The sequence below is a fragment of the Streptomyces sp. NBC_00690 genome, assembly GCF_036226685.1.
Taxonomy (GTDB): Bacteria; Actinomycetota; Actinomycetes; order Streptomycetales; family Streptomycetaceae; genus Streptomyces.
Genome location: NZ_CP109009.1, coordinates 3,357,045 through 3,372,373, shown reverse-complemented (window position 1 = coordinate 3,372,373; position 15,329 = coordinate 3,357,045). Strand labels below are relative to the sequence as shown.

The 15,329-nt window shown below is 68.6% G+C and carries 17 protein-coding genes, 1 tRNA gene and 1 riboswitch; of the genes, 12 read left to right on the top strand and 6 right to left on the bottom strand.

What is annotated here, in order from left to right; translation table 11 throughout:
- Positions 1-21 precede the first annotated feature (21 nt).
- Positions 22-405, top strand: a complete 384-nt coding sequence (locus OID54_RS14820; RefSeq protein ID WP_329019506.1) for a hypothetical protein — start codon at positions 22-24, stop codon at positions 403-405.
- Between the two features lie 49 nt (positions 406-454).
- Entirely contained in the window at positions 455-1,057 is a 603-nt protein-coding gene (gene rdgB, locus OID54_RS14815) for an RdgB/HAM1 family non-canonical purine NTP pyrophosphatase (RefSeq protein ID WP_329019504.1), read from the top strand.
- A 69-nt stretch (positions 1,058-1,126) separates the two neighbouring features.
- On the opposite strand, the gene OID54_RS14810 is transcribed toward rdgB, so the two are convergent.
- From OID54_RS14810 to bcp, 4 genes are all read right to left on the bottom strand, one after another.
- Positions 1,127-1,210: transfer RNA gene (locus OID54_RS14810), tRNA-Leu, on the bottom strand.
- 10 nt (positions 1,211-1,220) lie between these two features.
- Positions 1,221-1,394: an HNH endonuclease signature motif containing protein gene (locus OID54_RS39200; protein ID WP_443055588.1), complete on the bottom strand. Its 174-nt coding sequence runs from the start codon at positions 1,392-1,394 to the stop codon at positions 1,221-1,223.
- 524 nt (positions 1,395-1,918) lie between these two features.
- On the bottom strand, positions 1,919-2,593 hold the full coding sequence (locus tag OID54_RS14805) for an HNH endonuclease signature motif containing protein (protein ID WP_329019501.1): 675 nt from the start codon (positions 2,591-2,593) through the stop codon (positions 1,919-1,921).
- Between the two features lie 185 nt (positions 2,594-2,778).
- Complete coding sequence (gene bcp / locus OID54_RS14800) at positions 2,779-3,246, bottom strand: thioredoxin-dependent thiol peroxidase (protein ID WP_329019498.1); 468 nt, start codon at positions 3,244-3,246, stop codon at positions 2,779-2,781.
- A gap of 128 nt (positions 3,247-3,374) precedes the next feature.
- Between bcp and OID54_RS14795 the strand changes: the two genes are divergently transcribed.
- The 3 genes from OID54_RS14795 to OID54_RS14785 all read left to right on the top strand — a co-directional run bounded on the left by OID54_RS14795 (position 3,375) and on the right by OID54_RS14785 (position 4,661).
- Positions 3,375-3,698 (top strand): DUF3618 domain-containing protein, encoded by a 324-nt coding sequence (locus OID54_RS14795; protein WP_329019495.1) that lies wholly within the window; start codon positions 3,375-3,377, stop codon positions 3,696-3,698.
- 43 nt (positions 3,699-3,741) lie between these two features.
- Positions 3,742-4,098 carry a GroES family chaperonin gene (locus OID54_RS14790; protein WP_329019492.1) on the top strand — a complete coding sequence of 119 codons (357 nt, stop codon included), beginning with the start codon at positions 3,742-3,744 and terminating at the stop codon, positions 4,096-4,098.
- Between the two features lie 150 nt (positions 4,099-4,248).
- Positions 4,249-4,308, top strand: a riboswitch (guanidine-III (ykkC-III) riboswitch).
- A 32-nt stretch (positions 4,309-4,340) separates the two neighbouring features.
- Positions 4,341-4,661 carry a DMT family transporter gene (locus OID54_RS14785; protein ID WP_329019489.1) on the top strand — a complete coding sequence of 107 codons (321 nt, stop codon included), beginning with the start codon at positions 4,341-4,343 and terminating at the stop codon, positions 4,659-4,661.
- Between the two features lie 42 nt (positions 4,662-4,703).
- On the opposite strand, the gene OID54_RS14780 is transcribed toward OID54_RS14785, so the two are convergent.
- Positions 4,704-7,124, bottom strand: a complete 2,421-nt coding sequence (locus OID54_RS14780) for a transglycosylase domain-containing protein (RefSeq protein WP_329019486.1) — start codon at positions 7,122-7,124, stop codon at positions 4,704-4,706.
- Positions 7,125-7,258: 134 nt separating this feature from the next.
- Between OID54_RS14780 and OID54_RS14775 the strand changes: the two genes are divergently transcribed.
- The 5 genes from OID54_RS14775 (at position 7,259) to OID54_RS14755 (ending at position 12,522) form a co-directional block, all read left to right on the top strand.
- Positions 7,259-8,059, top strand: coding sequence for an ABC transporter permease (locus tag OID54_RS14775; protein ID WP_329019483.1), 801 nt, complete (start codon positions 7,259-7,261; stop codon positions 8,057-8,059).
- A 61-nt stretch (positions 8,060-8,120) separates the two neighbouring features.
- Positions 8,121-8,969 (top strand): ABC transporter permease, encoded by an 849-nt coding sequence (locus tag OID54_RS14770; RefSeq protein ID WP_329027514.1) that lies wholly within the window; start codon positions 8,121-8,123, stop codon positions 8,967-8,969.
- Positions 8,969-9,940 (top strand): ABC transporter ATP-binding protein, encoded by a 972-nt coding sequence (locus OID54_RS14765; protein ID WP_329019480.1) that lies wholly within the window; start codon positions 8,969-8,971, stop codon positions 9,938-9,940. Before OID54_RS14770 ends, OID54_RS14765 begins: the two co-directional genes overlap by 1 nt.
- Positions 9,941-10,032: 92 nt before the next feature.
- Positions 10,033-10,710 carry a DUF1707 SHOCT-like domain-containing protein gene (locus OID54_RS14760; RefSeq protein WP_443055777.1) on the top strand — a complete coding sequence of 226 codons (678 nt, stop codon included), beginning with the start codon at positions 10,033-10,035 and terminating at the stop codon, positions 10,708-10,710.
- A 312-nt stretch (positions 10,711-11,022) separates the two neighbouring features.
- The gene (locus tag OID54_RS14755) at positions 11,023-12,522 is read left to right on the top strand and encodes a DUF445 domain-containing protein (protein ID WP_329019474.1); all 1,500 of its coding nucleotides are present in this window, start codon (positions 11,023-11,025) and stop codon (positions 12,520-12,522) included.
- 268 nt (positions 12,523-12,790) lie between these two features.
- Here the strand turns inward: OID54_RS14755 and OID54_RS14750 are convergent, their stop codons facing one another.
- The gene (locus OID54_RS14750) at positions 12,791-13,798 is read right to left on the bottom strand and encodes a hypothetical protein (RefSeq protein ID WP_329019472.1); all 1,008 of its coding nucleotides are present in this window, start codon (positions 13,796-13,798) and stop codon (positions 12,791-12,793) included.
- 337 nt (positions 13,799-14,135) lie between these two features.
- On the opposite strand from OID54_RS14750, the gene OID54_RS14745 reads away from it, so the two are divergent.
- On the top strand, positions 14,136-14,462 hold the full coding sequence (locus tag OID54_RS14745; RefSeq protein WP_329019470.1) for a DUF6412 domain-containing protein: 327 nt from the start codon (positions 14,136-14,138) through the stop codon (positions 14,460-14,462).
- 93 nt (positions 14,463-14,555) lie between these two features.
- Positions 14,556-15,293 carry a YidC/Oxa1 family membrane protein insertase gene (locus OID54_RS14740; protein WP_329019467.1) on the top strand — a complete coding sequence of 246 codons (738 nt, stop codon included), beginning with the start codon at positions 14,556-14,558 and terminating at the stop codon, positions 15,291-15,293.
- The last annotated feature ends 36 nt before the right edge of the window (positions 15,294-15,329 follow it).

The following is a 15,329-nucleotide window of genomic DNA, read 5'->3' as shown; positions in this document are numbered from 1 at the left end:
GTATCCGGGAGGGACCGTTCCATGTCTGCGCGCCGCCGTATCGCACTCACGCTCGCTACCACCGCCCTGATCATCCCGATCACCGTGGGCTGTAGCGCCATCGACAAGGCCCTCGACTGCGTGGAGACCGCCGAGGCCATCGCGACCAGCGTCGACAAGCTCACCGAAGCCGCCTCCAACGCGACCGAGAACCCCGCCCAGGCCCGCCAGGCACTCGACGACATCGACAAAGAGCTCGACAGCCTCAGCGACAAGACCGACAACGCCGACCTCACCAAGGCCGTCGACGATCTGAACGCCGGCGTCGCCAACGTCCGCAAGGCCATCGAAGGCGGCGACGCCACCCCCGACCTCAAGCCCGTCACCGACGCCGCCTCCGAGATCGGCAAGGTCTGCAGCCCCTGACCCGACCACCCGGGTCCACCCCCACACGGCACTCGCCGATAATCGGTGTATGACCCGACTCATCCTTGCCACCCGCAACGCCGGGAAGATCACCGAACTGAGGGCCATCCTCGCCGACGCGGAACTGCCGCACGAACTCGTCGGCGCGGATGCCTACCCCCAGATCCCCGACGTCAAGGAAACCGGGGTCACCTTCGCCCAGAACGCCCTGCTCAAAGCACACGCGCTCGCACAAGCGACCGGCCTGCCAGCCGTCGCCGACGACTCCGGCCTCTGCGTCGACGTCCTCGGCGGCGCACCCGGAATCTTCTCCGCCCGCTGGGCCGGAACACACGGCGACGACACCGCCAACCTCAATCTGCTCCTCGCCCAACTGTCCGACATCGCGCCGGAGCACCGCGGAGCCCACTTCTTCTGCGCTGCGGCGCTCGCACTCCCCGACGGCACGGAACGGGTCGTCGAGGGGCGGATGCTCGGAACCCTGCGCGCCCGCCCGGCCGGTACGAACGGCTTCGGCTACGACCCGATCCTCCAGCCGGAGGGCGAGACCCGTACGGCGGCGGAGCTGAGCCCGGCGGAGAAGAACGCGATCAGCCACCGCGGCAAGGCATTCCGGGCCCTGGTCCCGGCCATCGGGGAACTGCTGGCCTGAGAGCGCCCGGATGGAAAGAACGAAGGCACGCCCTCGACTACCGAGAAGCGTGCCTTCGTTTCCAAGGTGTGCGGCCGGAGGGACTCGAACCCTCAAGGGATTTCTCCCACGACATCCTAAATGTCGCGCGTAGGCCAATTCCGCCACGGCCGCCAGCCCACCGTTATGGTAGCGGCTGCTCCGACGTTTCGGCGCCCTCGTTTGCCCGTGCGTCTCGGGGCCTGCCGCCCCGGCACCATGTACTGGTGACCGCATGGCAGTTGGGGCACAGCAGTCGAAGGTTCTCCGCACGATCGTCCAGTGGATCGCCATTGATGTGGTCGATCTCCAGCGTCATCGTCCGACCCTGCCACGCAGGTCCAGTGCCACAGCCGGCGCACTGCTCCGGCAACCCGAGATCACGCAGAGCCTGACGCAACCGGGCCGTCTTCGTTCGGTGGCCGCCTCTGCGCCTGGTGAGTACATGCACCGCGTTCGCCCTCGGCGTGGTGGATGGCTTTCCCCGTCCCTGTGCCTGGCCCAGGAAATGGGATGTCGGGAGGGCTTCTTCCGCTATCCAGTTGCGCAAAGCCGCCCGTTGAACACCGTTGTCCCGCCGATCGAGTCGCCTCAGCGCTTCAGCCAAGGAGCTTGAGGCCGCCACCGCCGTGCGCAGTTCGGCGCTTGAGGGCCGCGGTCCGCTGCGTCGGCGTCGCGGAAAATGTGAGACGTCGATGCCGTTCTGTTCGAAACAGCGGAGCAGATGGCGCTTCAGTCCTTCGTAGGGGGACGTGCCGAAGAATGCGATGACCTCGTCCAGGCTCGTGCACTGCTGCGCTGCTGTCCTCAGTTCTGCGGGCGTATAGCGCCTGGCGGCCGAACTCATTCGGTCGTCCTGGCCTCAGCGCACTGGGCGACGGCTGTTCGCCCGCCCTTTCCACGACCTCGGTAGTTGTCCGTGGCCGAATGACAGTTGGGGCAGAGGATACGTAGATTCTCGATCCGGTTGTTGCGCCAGTCACCATCGATGTGATCGACCTCCAGCGGAAGGGGGCGCCCGCGCCACAACGGGCCGGTCCCGCACAGAACACATCGGTTGGGCACGCCGGTGGCCGCGAGGGCGCGTTTGAGACGCTCGCCCCGGATGCGCCGAGCGCCCTGAGGGGGCTGTTCCACCAGCAGCGATCCCGGCGCGCGCCGTCGAGCCCTTCCGCTGGGCGGCGGGGGCCGGAAGTGGGAGGTGTCGATTCCATAAGCTTTGATACGGCGGCTGATGTTCGTGTGGTGACCTCCCACAGCCTCGATGCCCAGCCACCGCAGTACCTCGTACACGCTGGTCGAAGCCGCCACAGCCGGTTCAAGGATGTCTCGCGTCCACCGTGCCCCTTCACGTTCGAAATGGTCGGTGGATATTCCGAGCCGCTTCATCCGCTCGCTGATGTACTTGCGCGTTGGACTCTTCGGGTCGATTTCGAGGTGGACCAGTGCCTGGGTCAGCGTTCGCGAAGATTGTGCCGCTGCGGCGAGGCGATCCTCTGTATAGGGGCTCTTGCCCATGGTTCCTCCGTCCGGATCGCGGTTCTGCGACCCGAACGGACTAACGAACCGATATTCGAAGCGGTTACGTGCGAAATGTGGAGTTGCCGCTCCCGCTTTGGTCGAAAGATTGGGGCCCTTCGGACGCCGTCAGATGGTCGAACCAGAGCCGGTCATCGAAGGAGGCCCCTGGCCCGGGGCGGGGTTCAGATGCCCAGATCCTTGATGATCTTTGCGACATGCCCGGTCGCCTTCACGTTGTAGAGCGCATGCTCCACCTTGCCCTCCTCGTCCACCACCACCGTGGACCGGATGACCCCCGTGACGACCTTTCCGTACAACTTCTTCTCGCCGTACGCCCCGTACGCGGTCAGGACTTCCTTGTCCGGGTCCGCGACCAGGGTGACCTTGAGGTCCTCCTTGTCCCGGAACTTGGCCAGCTTCTCCGGCTTGTCCGGCGACACGCCGATCACGTCGTAACCCGCGCCGGCCAGCAGCTCAAGGTTGTCCGTGAAGTCGCACGCCTGCTTGGTGCAGCCGGGGGTGAGGGCCGCCGGGTAGAAGTACACGATCACCTTGCGGCCCTTGTGGGACGCGAGCGACACCTCGTTGCCGTCCGCGTCGGGGAGGGTGAAGTCGGGGGCCGGATCGCCGGGCTTAAGTCGCTCGCTCATGGTTCTCCTCGTCAAGCCGTGCGGGTGTACGCCGTCGAGCGTAATAGGGGTGCCGGCGGGTAGGTGCGCGGCAGAGCTGACAGACTGTCGACGAAGAACACACTGGACACGACCACGGAGGCAGCGCGGTGTCGGACGCGAGGACCCCTGCGCAGATCGAGGCGGACATCGTCCGCAGGCGCGACCAGCTTGCCGAGACGCTCGACGAGATCGGGGTGCGGGTGCACCCCAAGACGATCATCGGCGATGCGAAGGCCAAGGCGGCTTCCACGGTCGATCGGACCGCGGGACGGGCCTTCGCCACGGTCAACGGCAAGGTGTCGGACGTACGGGCAGTGTTCGTCTCGGCCGACGGCGCACCGCGACTGGAACGGCTGGTGCCACTGGCGGTGGCCGTGGTCGGATTGGTGGGGCTGATGGCCGTTTCCACCGGACGCAAGCGCCGTCGGTGACCCGTGGGCGGGTGAACCGCCCGGGGGCAGGTAGGTTCATCGGGTGAGCCCCAACAGTCATGAGCACGGCACCCAGCACGACAAGCTGCCCATTCGCATGCTGCACGACCGCGTGTTGGTGCGCACCGACGGTCCGGAGGGCGAGCGTCGTTCCACGGGCGGCATTGTGATCCCGGCGACCGCGGCGGTCGGCCGGCGCCTCGCCTGGGCCGAGGTGGTTGCGGTCGGACAGAACGTGCGGACGGTGGAGGTCGGTGACCGGGTGTTGTACGACCCTGAGGACCGGGCCGAGGTCGAGGTCCGGGGCGTGGCGTACGTGCTGATGCGGGAGCGCGATCTGCATGCGGTGGCCGCTGATCGTTTCCAGGGTTCCGAGGATTCCACCGGGCTCTACCTCTGACCCGGATTGGCACCTGCTGTCCCCTGCCGATCCGGGTCGACCTGCGCTGTGCCCCTCGCTGGCCTGCACTTTTCTGCTCTGCTCCGGCTGCGGTTCCGGTGGCCCATGGGGGCTGGTGACTGATCTCACCAGCCCTTCCGCCGTTGATTTGCTACGGTGGAACCAACCCCGACGAGACGCGCCGTACCGGGCTGGCAAAGACGACGCACCCCGTTGAAATCGTGTCTCTCGGAGGTGCCGTCATGGCCTGGGTTCTTTTGATCATCGCCGGTGTGCTTGAGGTCGGCTGGTCGATCGGTATGAAGTTCACCGATGGTTTCACCAAGCTCTGGCCCAGTGTTTTCACGGGCGCGGGCATTGTCGCGAGCATGTTCTTGCTGGCGCAGGCGGCGAAGACGCTGCCGATCGGCACGGCGTACGGCGTGTGGGTCGGTATCGGTGCTGCCGGTGCGGCGATCGTGGGCATGGTGGCCCTGAACGAGCCGGTGACGGCAGCCCGTATCTTCTTTGTCTCGCTGCTGCTGGTCGCCGTGGTCGGACTGAAGGCGACGTCCGGTCACTGAGGTCGTATTGGTGAGTGGGGGTGGCGGCGCCGAGGGCGTTCGTCACCCCTTCTCGTTGGCCCGGCCCTGAGGCATCGGCGCGTTGTGGTGGTTCGGTGGCGGTGCGCCCGGCTGCTCTTCTCCCGTGCGGCCGTCGGGCCTTCGCGCTCCCGGGCCGGTGTCCTGGAATCTGCTGTGGTCGCCGGGGCCGTCGCGATGGCCGCCGGGGCGCGGATCGTGGCCGGGGCCTGCCGGTCCGGTTCCCTGAGGTGCGCTGCTGTCGCCCCCGCCTGTGTCGCCGTCCCCGGTGTCCGCGGTGCCCGTGTCGTCTGCTGAGGGGTTTTCGCTCGGTGCGCGGCTCTCGTCGGGGCTTTCTTCGCTGGGTTCGGGCGATGGGCTGTCGTCGTCGGGCTCGGACGGGGGTGGGGACGAGTCCTCGTCGGGTGATTCGGGCATAGGTTCCGGTTCGTTTGCGCCGGGTTCTAGTTCCAGGTCGAACTCGGTGATCTCCGTGCCTTCCAGTGCCATTCCGGTGAACTGTCCCCAGATGCGTGCGGGTGCCCCGCCGCCGTTGATCCGCGGGAGGCCGAGCGCCCCGTACAGGGGTTTTTGCGCACCGGTTTCCGGGTCCTGGCCCATGACGGCGACGACGGTGGCGAGCTGGGGGGTGTAGCCGGCGAACCAGGCTGCCTTGTCCTCTTCGGCGGTGCCGGTCTTGCCTGCTGCCGGGCGTCCCGCTGATTGGGCGGCGGTGCCGGTGCCGTCGTCGACGACGCTCTGGAGGATGGAGGTGGTGGTGTCGGCGGCTTCTCGGCTGACGGCCTGTCGGGTGTCGGTCGGGGGGAGTCGTACGGCCGTGCCATCTTTGGTGATTTTGCTGACGAGGGCGTAGGTGCCGTGGCGGCCGTGGTTGGCGAGGGTGGCGTACGCCTCGGCCAGGTCGAGCACGCTGGCCGTCGCGGGTCCCAGTGCGATGGAGGGGCTGGCGGTCAGGTCCGGGGTGGTGGCCGGGATGCCGAGGTCGATCGCGGTCTGGCGGACCTGGGTGGGGCCCACGTCGACTGCCATCTGGGCGTACACGGAGTTCACGGAACGGTCGGTGGCTTCGCGGACGGTGATGGGTCCGTAGGAGATGCCGTCCTCGTTTTCGGGGGCGTAGCGGCCTCCGCTCCAGCCGCGGACGGGTCGTCGGTCGGTGCCGTCGTAGATGGTTTCGGGGGTGATGCGGCGGCCGTTCTGGGTTCGTGAGTCGTTCTCCACCGCTGAGGTGAAGACGAAGGGTTTGAATGTGGAGCCGACCTGGTAGTCGCGGCGGGTCGCGTTGTTGACGTACTGGCGGGTGTAGTCGATGCCGCCGTACAGGGCGACGACCCTGCCGGTTTCGGGGTCGATGGCCGCGCCGCCGACGCGTACGTTGCGGTCGGCCTTGCGGTCCTGGTCGAGTCGGGATGTCACCTGGTCGTCGACGGCTTCGACGAACGCGTCCTGCTTGGCGCGCTGGAGAGTGGTGGTGAGGCGGTAGCCGCCGGCGGCCAGGGTGTTCTCGTCGATGATGTCGTGGCTGGTCACGTACTCCTCGACGGCTTGGACGACATAGCCGCGCTGTCCGGAGAGCCCGATGGCGGGCTTGGCCTCCTGCGGTGCGGGGAAGGTCATCGCCGCCCGTTCGGCCTCGCTGAGCCAGCCTTCCTTGACCATGCCGTCGAGGGTGTAGTTCCAGCGGCCGAGGGCTGAGCTCCGGTTCTCGGGGTGGGTGGTGACGTCGTAGGCGCTGGGCGCGTTCAGGAGGGATGCGAGGTAGGCGCCTTCGGCGGTGTCGACGTCCTCGATGTCCTTGCCGTAGTACGCCTGGGCCGCGGCCTGGATTCCATAGGCGTTGCGTCCGAAGTAGCTGGTGTTGAGGTATCCCTGGAGGATTTCGGTCTTGCTCTGCTCACGGCTGAGCTTGATCGAGATGAAGAATTCCTTCCATTTCCGGGAGAGGGTCTGCTCCTGGCCGAGGTAGTAGTTCTTGACGTACTGCTGGGTGATGGTGGAGCCGGATTGTTTGCCCTTTCCGGTGAGGGTGTTCCAGGCGGCGCGGACCATGGCTTTGGGGTCGACGGCCCGTTCGGAGTAGAAGTTGCGGTCTTCTGCGGCCAGGACGGCGCGTTGCACCGTCAGGGGGACCTGGGCGAGTTGGACGTTCTCCCGGTTGACTTCGCCGTCCCGGGCGATCTGGGTGCCGTCCGCGTAGAGGTACACGTTGGACTGGGCGGTTGCGGTGGCGTTGGCGGGCGGGATGTCGACGAGCAGGTATCCGGCCGCGAATCCGCCGATCAGGAGGAGTGCGATCAGCAGGATCGCGCCGATGACGGCCCGCCAGGTGGGTACGAGGCGCCGCCAGCCGGTGCGTCGGGGCCGGTTCCCGCGCGGTTGCGGCTGCCCGGGTGCCGAGACGGTCTCGTCCCGGGGGGTCCAACCCTGCTGGGGCTCCTGACTCATATGCCCATAGTGCACTTTCAGTCGGATATCTCCCGGACCGTCGTCGTTATTGCGTCGCGGCGGTCGGCCCGATTGGGCTACGGTCTTGCGCTTTGGTGTCGTGCGCTGAGGCCGTACGGAAGAGGGGTGAGGGCGTGCGACTCTACGGGGTCGTTCTGGTCGGTTGGTTTCGGCGATATGCGACCTATCGCATGGCGACGGCCGCGGGGGTGTTCACCAATACCGTCTTCGGATTCATCATGGCGTACGCCTACATCGCGCTGTGGGACGAGCGTCCCCAGTTGGGCGGGTACGACGTGTCGCAGGCGGTGACCTATGTCTGGTTGGGGCAGGCGCTCCTGGCGGCGGGTGCCCTGATGGGCGGCGGGTTCGAGGTTGAGCTGATCGAGCGCATCCGTACGGGTGACATCGCCATCGATCTGTACCGGCCCGCCGACCTCCAGCTGTGGTGGTTGGCGTGCGACCTCGGTCGGGGGCTGTTCCAGCTCGTGGGCCGGGGGGTCATTCCGATGGCGATCGGCGCTCTCGCGTTCGATCTGGCGCTTCCCGGTTCGGTGTTGACCTGGGTGGCGTTCTCGGGGTGCGTGGCCCTGGCTCTGGTGGTCAGCTTCGCCCTTCGGTTCCTGGTGGCGCTGTCGGCGTTCTGGCTGCTTGACGGTGCGGGGGTGGCCCAGCTCAGTTGGCTCGCGGGCATGTTCTTCTCCGGGATGCTGCTGCCGCTGACCCTCTTTCCCGGGGTGTTGGGCGAGGTGGCGCGGGCGCTGCCCTGGTCGGCGCTGTTGCAGGTGCCGGCCGATGTGTTCCTCGGCCAGCGCACCGGTTGGGGCGTGGTGGAGGCGTACGCGTTCCAGGCGGGTTGGGCGTTGGCCCTGCTGGCGCTCGGGCGGTTGGTGCAGACGGCGGCGACGCGCAGGGTGGTGGTGCAGGGTGGGTGAGTCGTCGCGGACGTCGCTCGTCCTCGGCCCGGAGGACGAGGACGAAGACGTACGGGCGTCCCTGGGGCCCTTGGATCCGTGGGAGCGGCAGGGGCGGTGGGCTGGGGCGGTCGATGGGCTGCGCGCCTACTGGTTGATCGTGGCGATGTGGGTGCGTTCGACGATGGCGTACCGGGCGTCCTTCGTGCTGACGGTGATCACCAGCTTCGCGATCACCGGTTTTGATTTCCTCGCCATCTTGCTGATGTTCGTGCACATCGATTCCCTCGGCGGCTACGGGTTGGCGGAGATCGCCTTCCTCTACGGTGCCGCGGCGACGTCCTTCGGTCTGTCGGACCTGTTCATGGGATCGACGGAGCGCCTCGGGCGGCGGGTGCGGGACGGCACGTTGGACACGTTGTTGGTGCGGCCCGCGCCCGTGCTCGCGCAGGTGGCGGCCGACCGGTTCGCGCTGCGCAGGGTCGGTCGGATCACCCAGGGGTTGGTGGTCCTCGGCTATGGCCTGGCGTCGGTGGACGTGGACTGGTCCCCGTTGAAGGTGCTGATGGTTCCGATGATGGTGCTCAGCGGGGCGGTGATCTTCTCCGCGGTGTTCGTCGCCGGTGCGGCCTTCCAGTTCTGGGCGCAGGACGCGTCCGAGGTGCAGAACGCCGTCACCTACGGCGGCAACACCATCCTTCAGTACCCGCCGACGGTCTTCGGCGGGGATCTGGTGCGGGGGGTGACCTTCGTGGTGCCGCTCGCCTTCGTCAACTGGTTGCCCGCTCTGGCGGTGCTGGAGCGGCCTTATCCGCTCGACGTGCCGCACTGGGTGGCCTATCTGCCGCCGCTGGTCGCGGCCGTCTGCTGCTGGCTCGCCCTGCTGGCGTGGCGGGCCGGCCTTCGTTCGTACCGCAGTACAGGGAGCTGATGCCGAGCATGGACGCTTTGATCGAGTTGGACGGGGTGGAGAAGGTCTTCGACACCTTCCGCCGTGCCGGTCTGCTGCGCCGGGAGAAGAAGCAGGTGCGCGCGGTGGACGGGATCACTTTCACCGTGGCCCGGGGGGAGATGGTGGGCTACATCGGGCCCAATGGCGCGGGGAAGTCGACGACGATCAAGATGCTGACCGGGATCCTCACCCCGAGCGGTGGGCGGCTGCGGGTGGCGGGCATCGACCCGGCGCGGGAGCGCACCCGCTTGGCCCGACGGATCGGGGTGGTGTTCGGGCAGCGGACGACGCTGTGGTGGGACCTTCCGCTGAAGGACTCCTACCGGTTGATGCACCGGATGTATCGGATCGAGGACCAGCGGTTCAAGGAGAATATGGACCGCTGTGTGGAGCTGCTGGACCTGGGGGAGCTGCTGGACGTTCCGGTGCGGCAGTTGTCGCTCGGCCAGCGGATGCGCGGTGACATCGCGGCGGCGCTGCTGCACGATCCGGAGGTGCTGTACCTCGACGAGCCGACGATCGGGCTCGATGTGGTCTCCAAGGCGAAGGTTCGGGACTTCCTGCGGGACCTGAATGCCGAGCGCGGGACGACGGTGCTGCTGACCACCCATGACCTCACCGACATCGAGCAGCTGTGCCGACGGGTGATGGTGATCGACCACGGGCGGCTGATGTACGACGGGGCTCTCGCGGGTCTGCACGAGGTGGGCGAGAGCGAACGGACACTGGTGGTCGATCTGGAGCGGGAGTTGCCGCCGGTGGTGATCGAGGCGGCCCGGACGGTACGGGTGGAGGGGCCCCGGCAGTGGTTGGCGTTTCCGGCGGCCCAGTCGGCGGCGCCGTTGGTGGCCGCGCTCGCCGCCCGGTATCCGGTGGTGGACCTGTCGATCCGCGAGCCGGACATCGAGGCCGTGATCGCCAAGATGTACTCGGAACGTACGGTGCGTTGACCGGGAGCGGAACCTCATCGCACGGGTGCGGTTCGCTCGGAGGCCGTACGGGGCCGGGCTCTAAACTGGTGCATATGAGTGAACTCCCTGAGATGCGGGCCTCGGACAGTGAGCGCGAGCGGGTCGCCGAGCGGTTGCGTGAGGCGGTCGCGGAAGGGCGTCTCACGATGGAGGAGTTCGAGGAGCGTTTGGACGCGGCCTATCGGGCGCGTACCCACGGCGAGTTGGAGCCGTTGGTCAGCGATCTGCCGTCCGCGTCAGGCGCGGTGGTGGCCCCGGTGGCGTCGTCGGGTGCCCTGTCCTGGTCCGAGCGGATCGGCGGTACGGTCGACCCGTCCAGGTTCGCGTTCGCGCTCTGGGGCGGGTTCGGGCGGCGCGGGGCGTGGACGGTGCCGCGGCTGTTCACCACCTTCACCTTGATGGGGGGCGGTGAGCTCGATCTGCGCGAAGCGCATTTCGAGGACCGCGATGTGGTGATCCGCTGCTTCGCGATCATGGGTGGGGTGAGTGTCGTCGTGCCGCCGGACCTCAATGTCGAGGTCAACGGCTTCGGCTTCATGGGTGGTTTTGGTGAGCACGGCGGTGATCAGGCTCCCGATCCCTCGGCGCCACGGGTGCGGATCACCGGGTTCGCGCTGATGGGCGGGGTCGGTGTGGAGCGGAAGCGGACGAAGGCCGAGAAGCAGCGGCTGAAGGCGGAGCGCGCCGCCGAGCGCGAGCGGCTGGAGCAGGGCGGCGGCGAGGACCGCCCCCGCAAGGAGCTGGGCTGAGGTTCCGTCGTCACCGGTGGTGGGGCGGTGCCGTTGTTCGCCCGGTGGGTCTCGGGAACTCAGGATGCGCTCCGGGAGTACCTCAGGTAGGGACAATGCGTACCGGGTACGCGCGGACGGGTGGAGCGGATGAACAGCACAGATCGGGAAGAACCGGATCCGGATCCGGCGTCGGAGGGGGCGGCTGAGTCGCCCGGGGCGGGTGAGAACTCCGGCCGGCGAGAGCGCGACGGGGGTGACCCGACGCAATCCGGTCCGGACCCATCTGCGGACTCCGGTTCTGGTTCTGGTTCTGGTTCTGGTCAAGAATCCATGGCGGTTCCGGGTCGGCCGGGTGAACCCCGGGCAGTCGAGGGTTCCGCTCCGGACGCCCGTCGGGGTACGGGTGGTGAACCGCCGCCTGGTTCTTCGGGGGCGCCTGGTCCTTCGGCGCCGTCTGGACCGTCTGAGCCGTCTGAGCCGTCTGGGTCTTCAGGGGCGACAGCAGCAGCGGCGCCACCCGCCGCGAACAAGGCCACCGGGGGTGCGCCGCGTCGCAGCGGTCTGCCCTCCTTCGCGTACACCGAGGCCGACGAGGAGAAGCAGCGCGGAGTGCGGCGGATGAAGGTGACCGCCACCGGTCTGCTGGTCCTCGTCGCCGTCGTCTTCGCGCTCGCCACCTGGGCGAAGAACTCGGGCGCCGGCCCCTGGGCGGGCTATGTCGCAGCCGCCGCGGAGGCCGGCATGGTCGGCGCGCTCGCCGACTGGTTCGCGGTCACGGCGCTGTTCCGCCACCCCCTGGGCATCCCCATTCCCCACACGGCGATCATCCCGAACAAGAAGGACCAGCTCGGCGCCTCGCTCGGCTCCTTCGTCGGGGAGAACTTCCTCTCGGAGGACGTGGTGCGCGCCCGGCTGCGTGCCGTCGGCATCGGCGCTCGGCTCGGTGCCTGGCTCGCCGAGCCCGCCCACGCGGACCGGGTGACGGCCGAGGTCTCCACCGCCCTGCGCGGCGCACTGACGGTCCTTCGCGACTCCGATGTGCAGGCGGTGGTCGGCGAGGCCATCACCCGGCGAGCCAACAGCGTCGAGGTCGCCCCCGGCGTCGGCAAGACCCTGGAGAAGGTCGTCGCGGACGGTGCCCATCACCGCGCGGTGGACCTGATCTGCGCCCGTGCCCATGACTGGCTGGTCACCCACTCGGACTCGGTGATGGACGCGGTGGAGGGCGGGGCCCCTGGTTGGACCCCGCGCTTCGTCGATCGCAAGGTGGGCGAGCGGGTCTACCGGGAATTGCTGCGCTTCGTGACCGAGATGCGTGACATGCCGGGCCATCCGGCCCGTGGTGCGATCGACCGTTTCCTGACGGACTTCGCTTCGGACCTCCAGTCGGACACGGACACCCGCGCCCGCGTGGAGCGGATGAAGTCGGACCTGCTCGCCCGCTCCGAGGTGCAGGACGTGATCGCCTCCGCGTGGTCCTCCGTACGCGCCATGATCATCTCGGCTGCGGAGGACGACCGCAGCGAGTTGCGGCTGAGGGCGCGGGCCTCGCTGCTCTCCCTGGGCGCCCGGTTGGCGACGGACGAGCGGCTCCAGCGCAAGGTGGACGGATGGGTCGAGGACGCCGCGGTGTACGTGGTGACGACCTACCGCGGCGAGATCACCTCGTTGATCTCCGACACCGTCGCCGGTTGGGACGCCGAGCACACCTCCCGGAAGATCGAGGCCCACATCGGCCGGGACCTCCAGTTCATCCGGATCAACGGCACGGTGGTGGGTGCCCTGGCCGGGCTGGTGATCTATTCGGTCGCGCACGCACTGGGCGGCTGAGGGCTGCCGCGTGCGTGACCGACGTTCGTCGGCCGTCCCGACATCGACCACGCACCCGGCTACCAAGGAAGGTGCCCCGGAGTACGCCAAGGGCGCACGGCCGTGCTCAGCGCCGGTGGCGGGCCGCCCGACCAGCCGCCGCGTTGAGCGTTGATGGCGGGTTGAGCGCTGGTGGCGGGCGGCCCGAACGAGCCGTTACTCATCGCCCGGCCGCGGTGTGAGCACCCGCCCCGCCACCGTTCGATCGCGGTCGCCTCGGCGCGCAGGACTACTGCGCGCCGTGACACTCCCGGTACGCCACGGTCGAGCCGCACCAGCAGGAGGCACCCTTCGCGGGCGGCCAGGCCACCGCGCGCCCCCGGGCGGCCAGCGTCGTCGCGTACTGCGGCAGCAGGTCCGCATGGGCCGGCGACGACTGTTCGGATGCGGCGAACGCCTCGTACGAGGGGACCGTGCCCGTCACGATGCCGAGATTGCCCGTGCCCGTCGACGCCAAGTCACGCAGCGACGCCTCGATGCCCGTCAGATGGTCCGCGTGCGTCGGATACTCCACCGTCAGGACCGGGTAGCCCGTCAGCAACTCCCGCAACTCCGCCTCCGGCCAGTGCAGTACGGCCACCGGGAAGGGCCGCGAGAGCGCCGACCGGTAGGAGCCGAGCTCGGAGCGGAGTCGGGCGATCTCGGCGCGTAGTTCGGCGGGGTTCTCCGAGCCCAGGGACCACAGGCGTTTGGGGTCGTGCAGCTCGTCGAGGGAGATGGGCGCCTGGGCCGTGTGCACCCGGTCCGCGAGCAGGTCCCATTCGTCATGGGGGCGACCCAGCAGCCGGCGGACCCGATGACGGCCGTTGAGCAGGGCCTGCATCTCGTACGGGACTTCCTCCTCGTCCGGGGTGAGGAGCAGGGTCAGAGCGGTGGTGAAGCAGTCGTGTGACGCTTCGAGTTCGTCGTGGGTCTCCAGTGTCTCCGCCACGATCTCCCACGGTGCCGGATCGCTGGGAGCGGCGGCGCGGATGCCCGCGATCAGGGCCCGGGCCTCGGCCTCGTGCCCGTACTCCCAGAGGTTCGCCGCCTGGAACGCCTTCACCAGCAGGGGGTGCTCGGGCCCGGACGCCAGGAGGCTGTCGTAGAGGGTGGAGGCACGTTCGCGGTCCCCGGCCAGTTCCAAATGGGCTGCGGCATGGAGGAGGAGCGGTTCGTTGTCCTGCGGGTACTGCGTCGCGGTACGCAGCAGGCGCTCGGCTTCGGCAGTGTGATCGGCGGGCGTGTCGGGGCGCATGCTGAACACCGTACTGCCGTACGGGGGTGGGGAGGAGTGGCGTAGGGCACTCCCCCGGGGAGGTGCACGGGTGTTGACTTCAGTGCTATCACCCCCGTCCCATACGTTGCAGGGGACACCATTCCCGGCGGGCCGGGCGGATGGGCCCACCTCCTTCCACACCGGGCGGGGGCCAGGGTGTGCACACCGGGCGCGGAAGCACCGCGGTCACACCGGCTCTCCGTGGTGAGCGGCCCCACCGATGACCGCGGCGAGGGCGATGGGAGTCGGGCAACCTGCCCGCCCTCATCAGGGTCCTGTATAACGGGCAGTACGACGAGCAGCGGAGGAGGCAGGTGTGAACGGTGTCATCCGTCGTTCCGCACGCCAACTCCAGCCCGCGGTACTGGCCCTCCTGTTCGTCCTGGAGTTCTTGATCGCGGACGGCAGCAGCCTCTCCGCCACCGTCGCCCTGGCCGCGACCGCCACCGCAGCGGCCGGCTCAGCCCTCGTCGTGTGCGCCGTCATCAGCGCACGCTGCGCCCCGGTCGTCCCCCGTACTCGGGTGCGGACGGCCCTGCGCGATCGAGAGCAGCGGACCGCCTTCCTGCCGCAGCGTGATCCCGACGCCAAGGGGCGCACCAGGCCCCGGGCCCCGGGGCGCGCCCTTCCGACGGCCGCGTAGCAGCTCCACGGTTCCTCGTCTTTCCCCCTACGCGGTTCGTCCTGCCGACAGCCATCACTTCCGGCACGACGAGACCCCTCGGAGGGCTCCCCCATGTCCGTTTTCGCCAGCTTGGTCGAGCGCTTGGCCGACCTGCTGCAACCGTTGTTCCACACCTCGGCCACGGCCGCCGCGATCATCCTCTTCACGGCTCTGGTGCGGCTCGCGGTCCATCCCCTGTCCCGCGCCGCCGCCCGCGGCCAGCAGGCCAAGGTCAAACTTGCCCCGCGCATCGCCGAACTGCGCACCCGGCATGCGAAGAACCCGGAGCGGCTGCAAGAGGCCCTGACCAAGCTGTACGCGCAGGAGGGGACCTCTCCGCTGGCCGGCTGCCTGCCCAGCCTGCTCCAACTGCCCGCGTTCTTCCTGATGTACTACCTGTTCTCCAGCTCCCACATCGGCGGCGAACCCAATGGACTGCTGAGTCACACACTGCTGGCCGCACCGCTCGCCGACCGCTGGAGCGACGCTCTGGGGCAGGGCGGTCCCTGGGGGGACGCCGGGCTGGTCTATCTCGTCCTCTTCGCGATCGTCACCGCGGTCTCCGTGTTCAACTACCGCCGCACCAAGCAGCAGTTGGCGGCGGCACCCGCGCAACAGGACGCGCTGCCCGGGATGGGCGCCATGAGCTCGGTGCTGCCCCTGCTGTCCTTCGCGACGCTGATCACGGTGGCGGTGGTGCCGTTGGCCGCCGCGCTGTACGTCGTCACCTCCACCCTGTGGTCCGCGGTGGAACGCGCCGTGCTCTACCGGGACGCCCCGGTGGCGGGCGCCGTGAACTCCGTCCTGTGAGGCGGGCACCGGCCGGGTCCCCGGTGACCAGTGGTG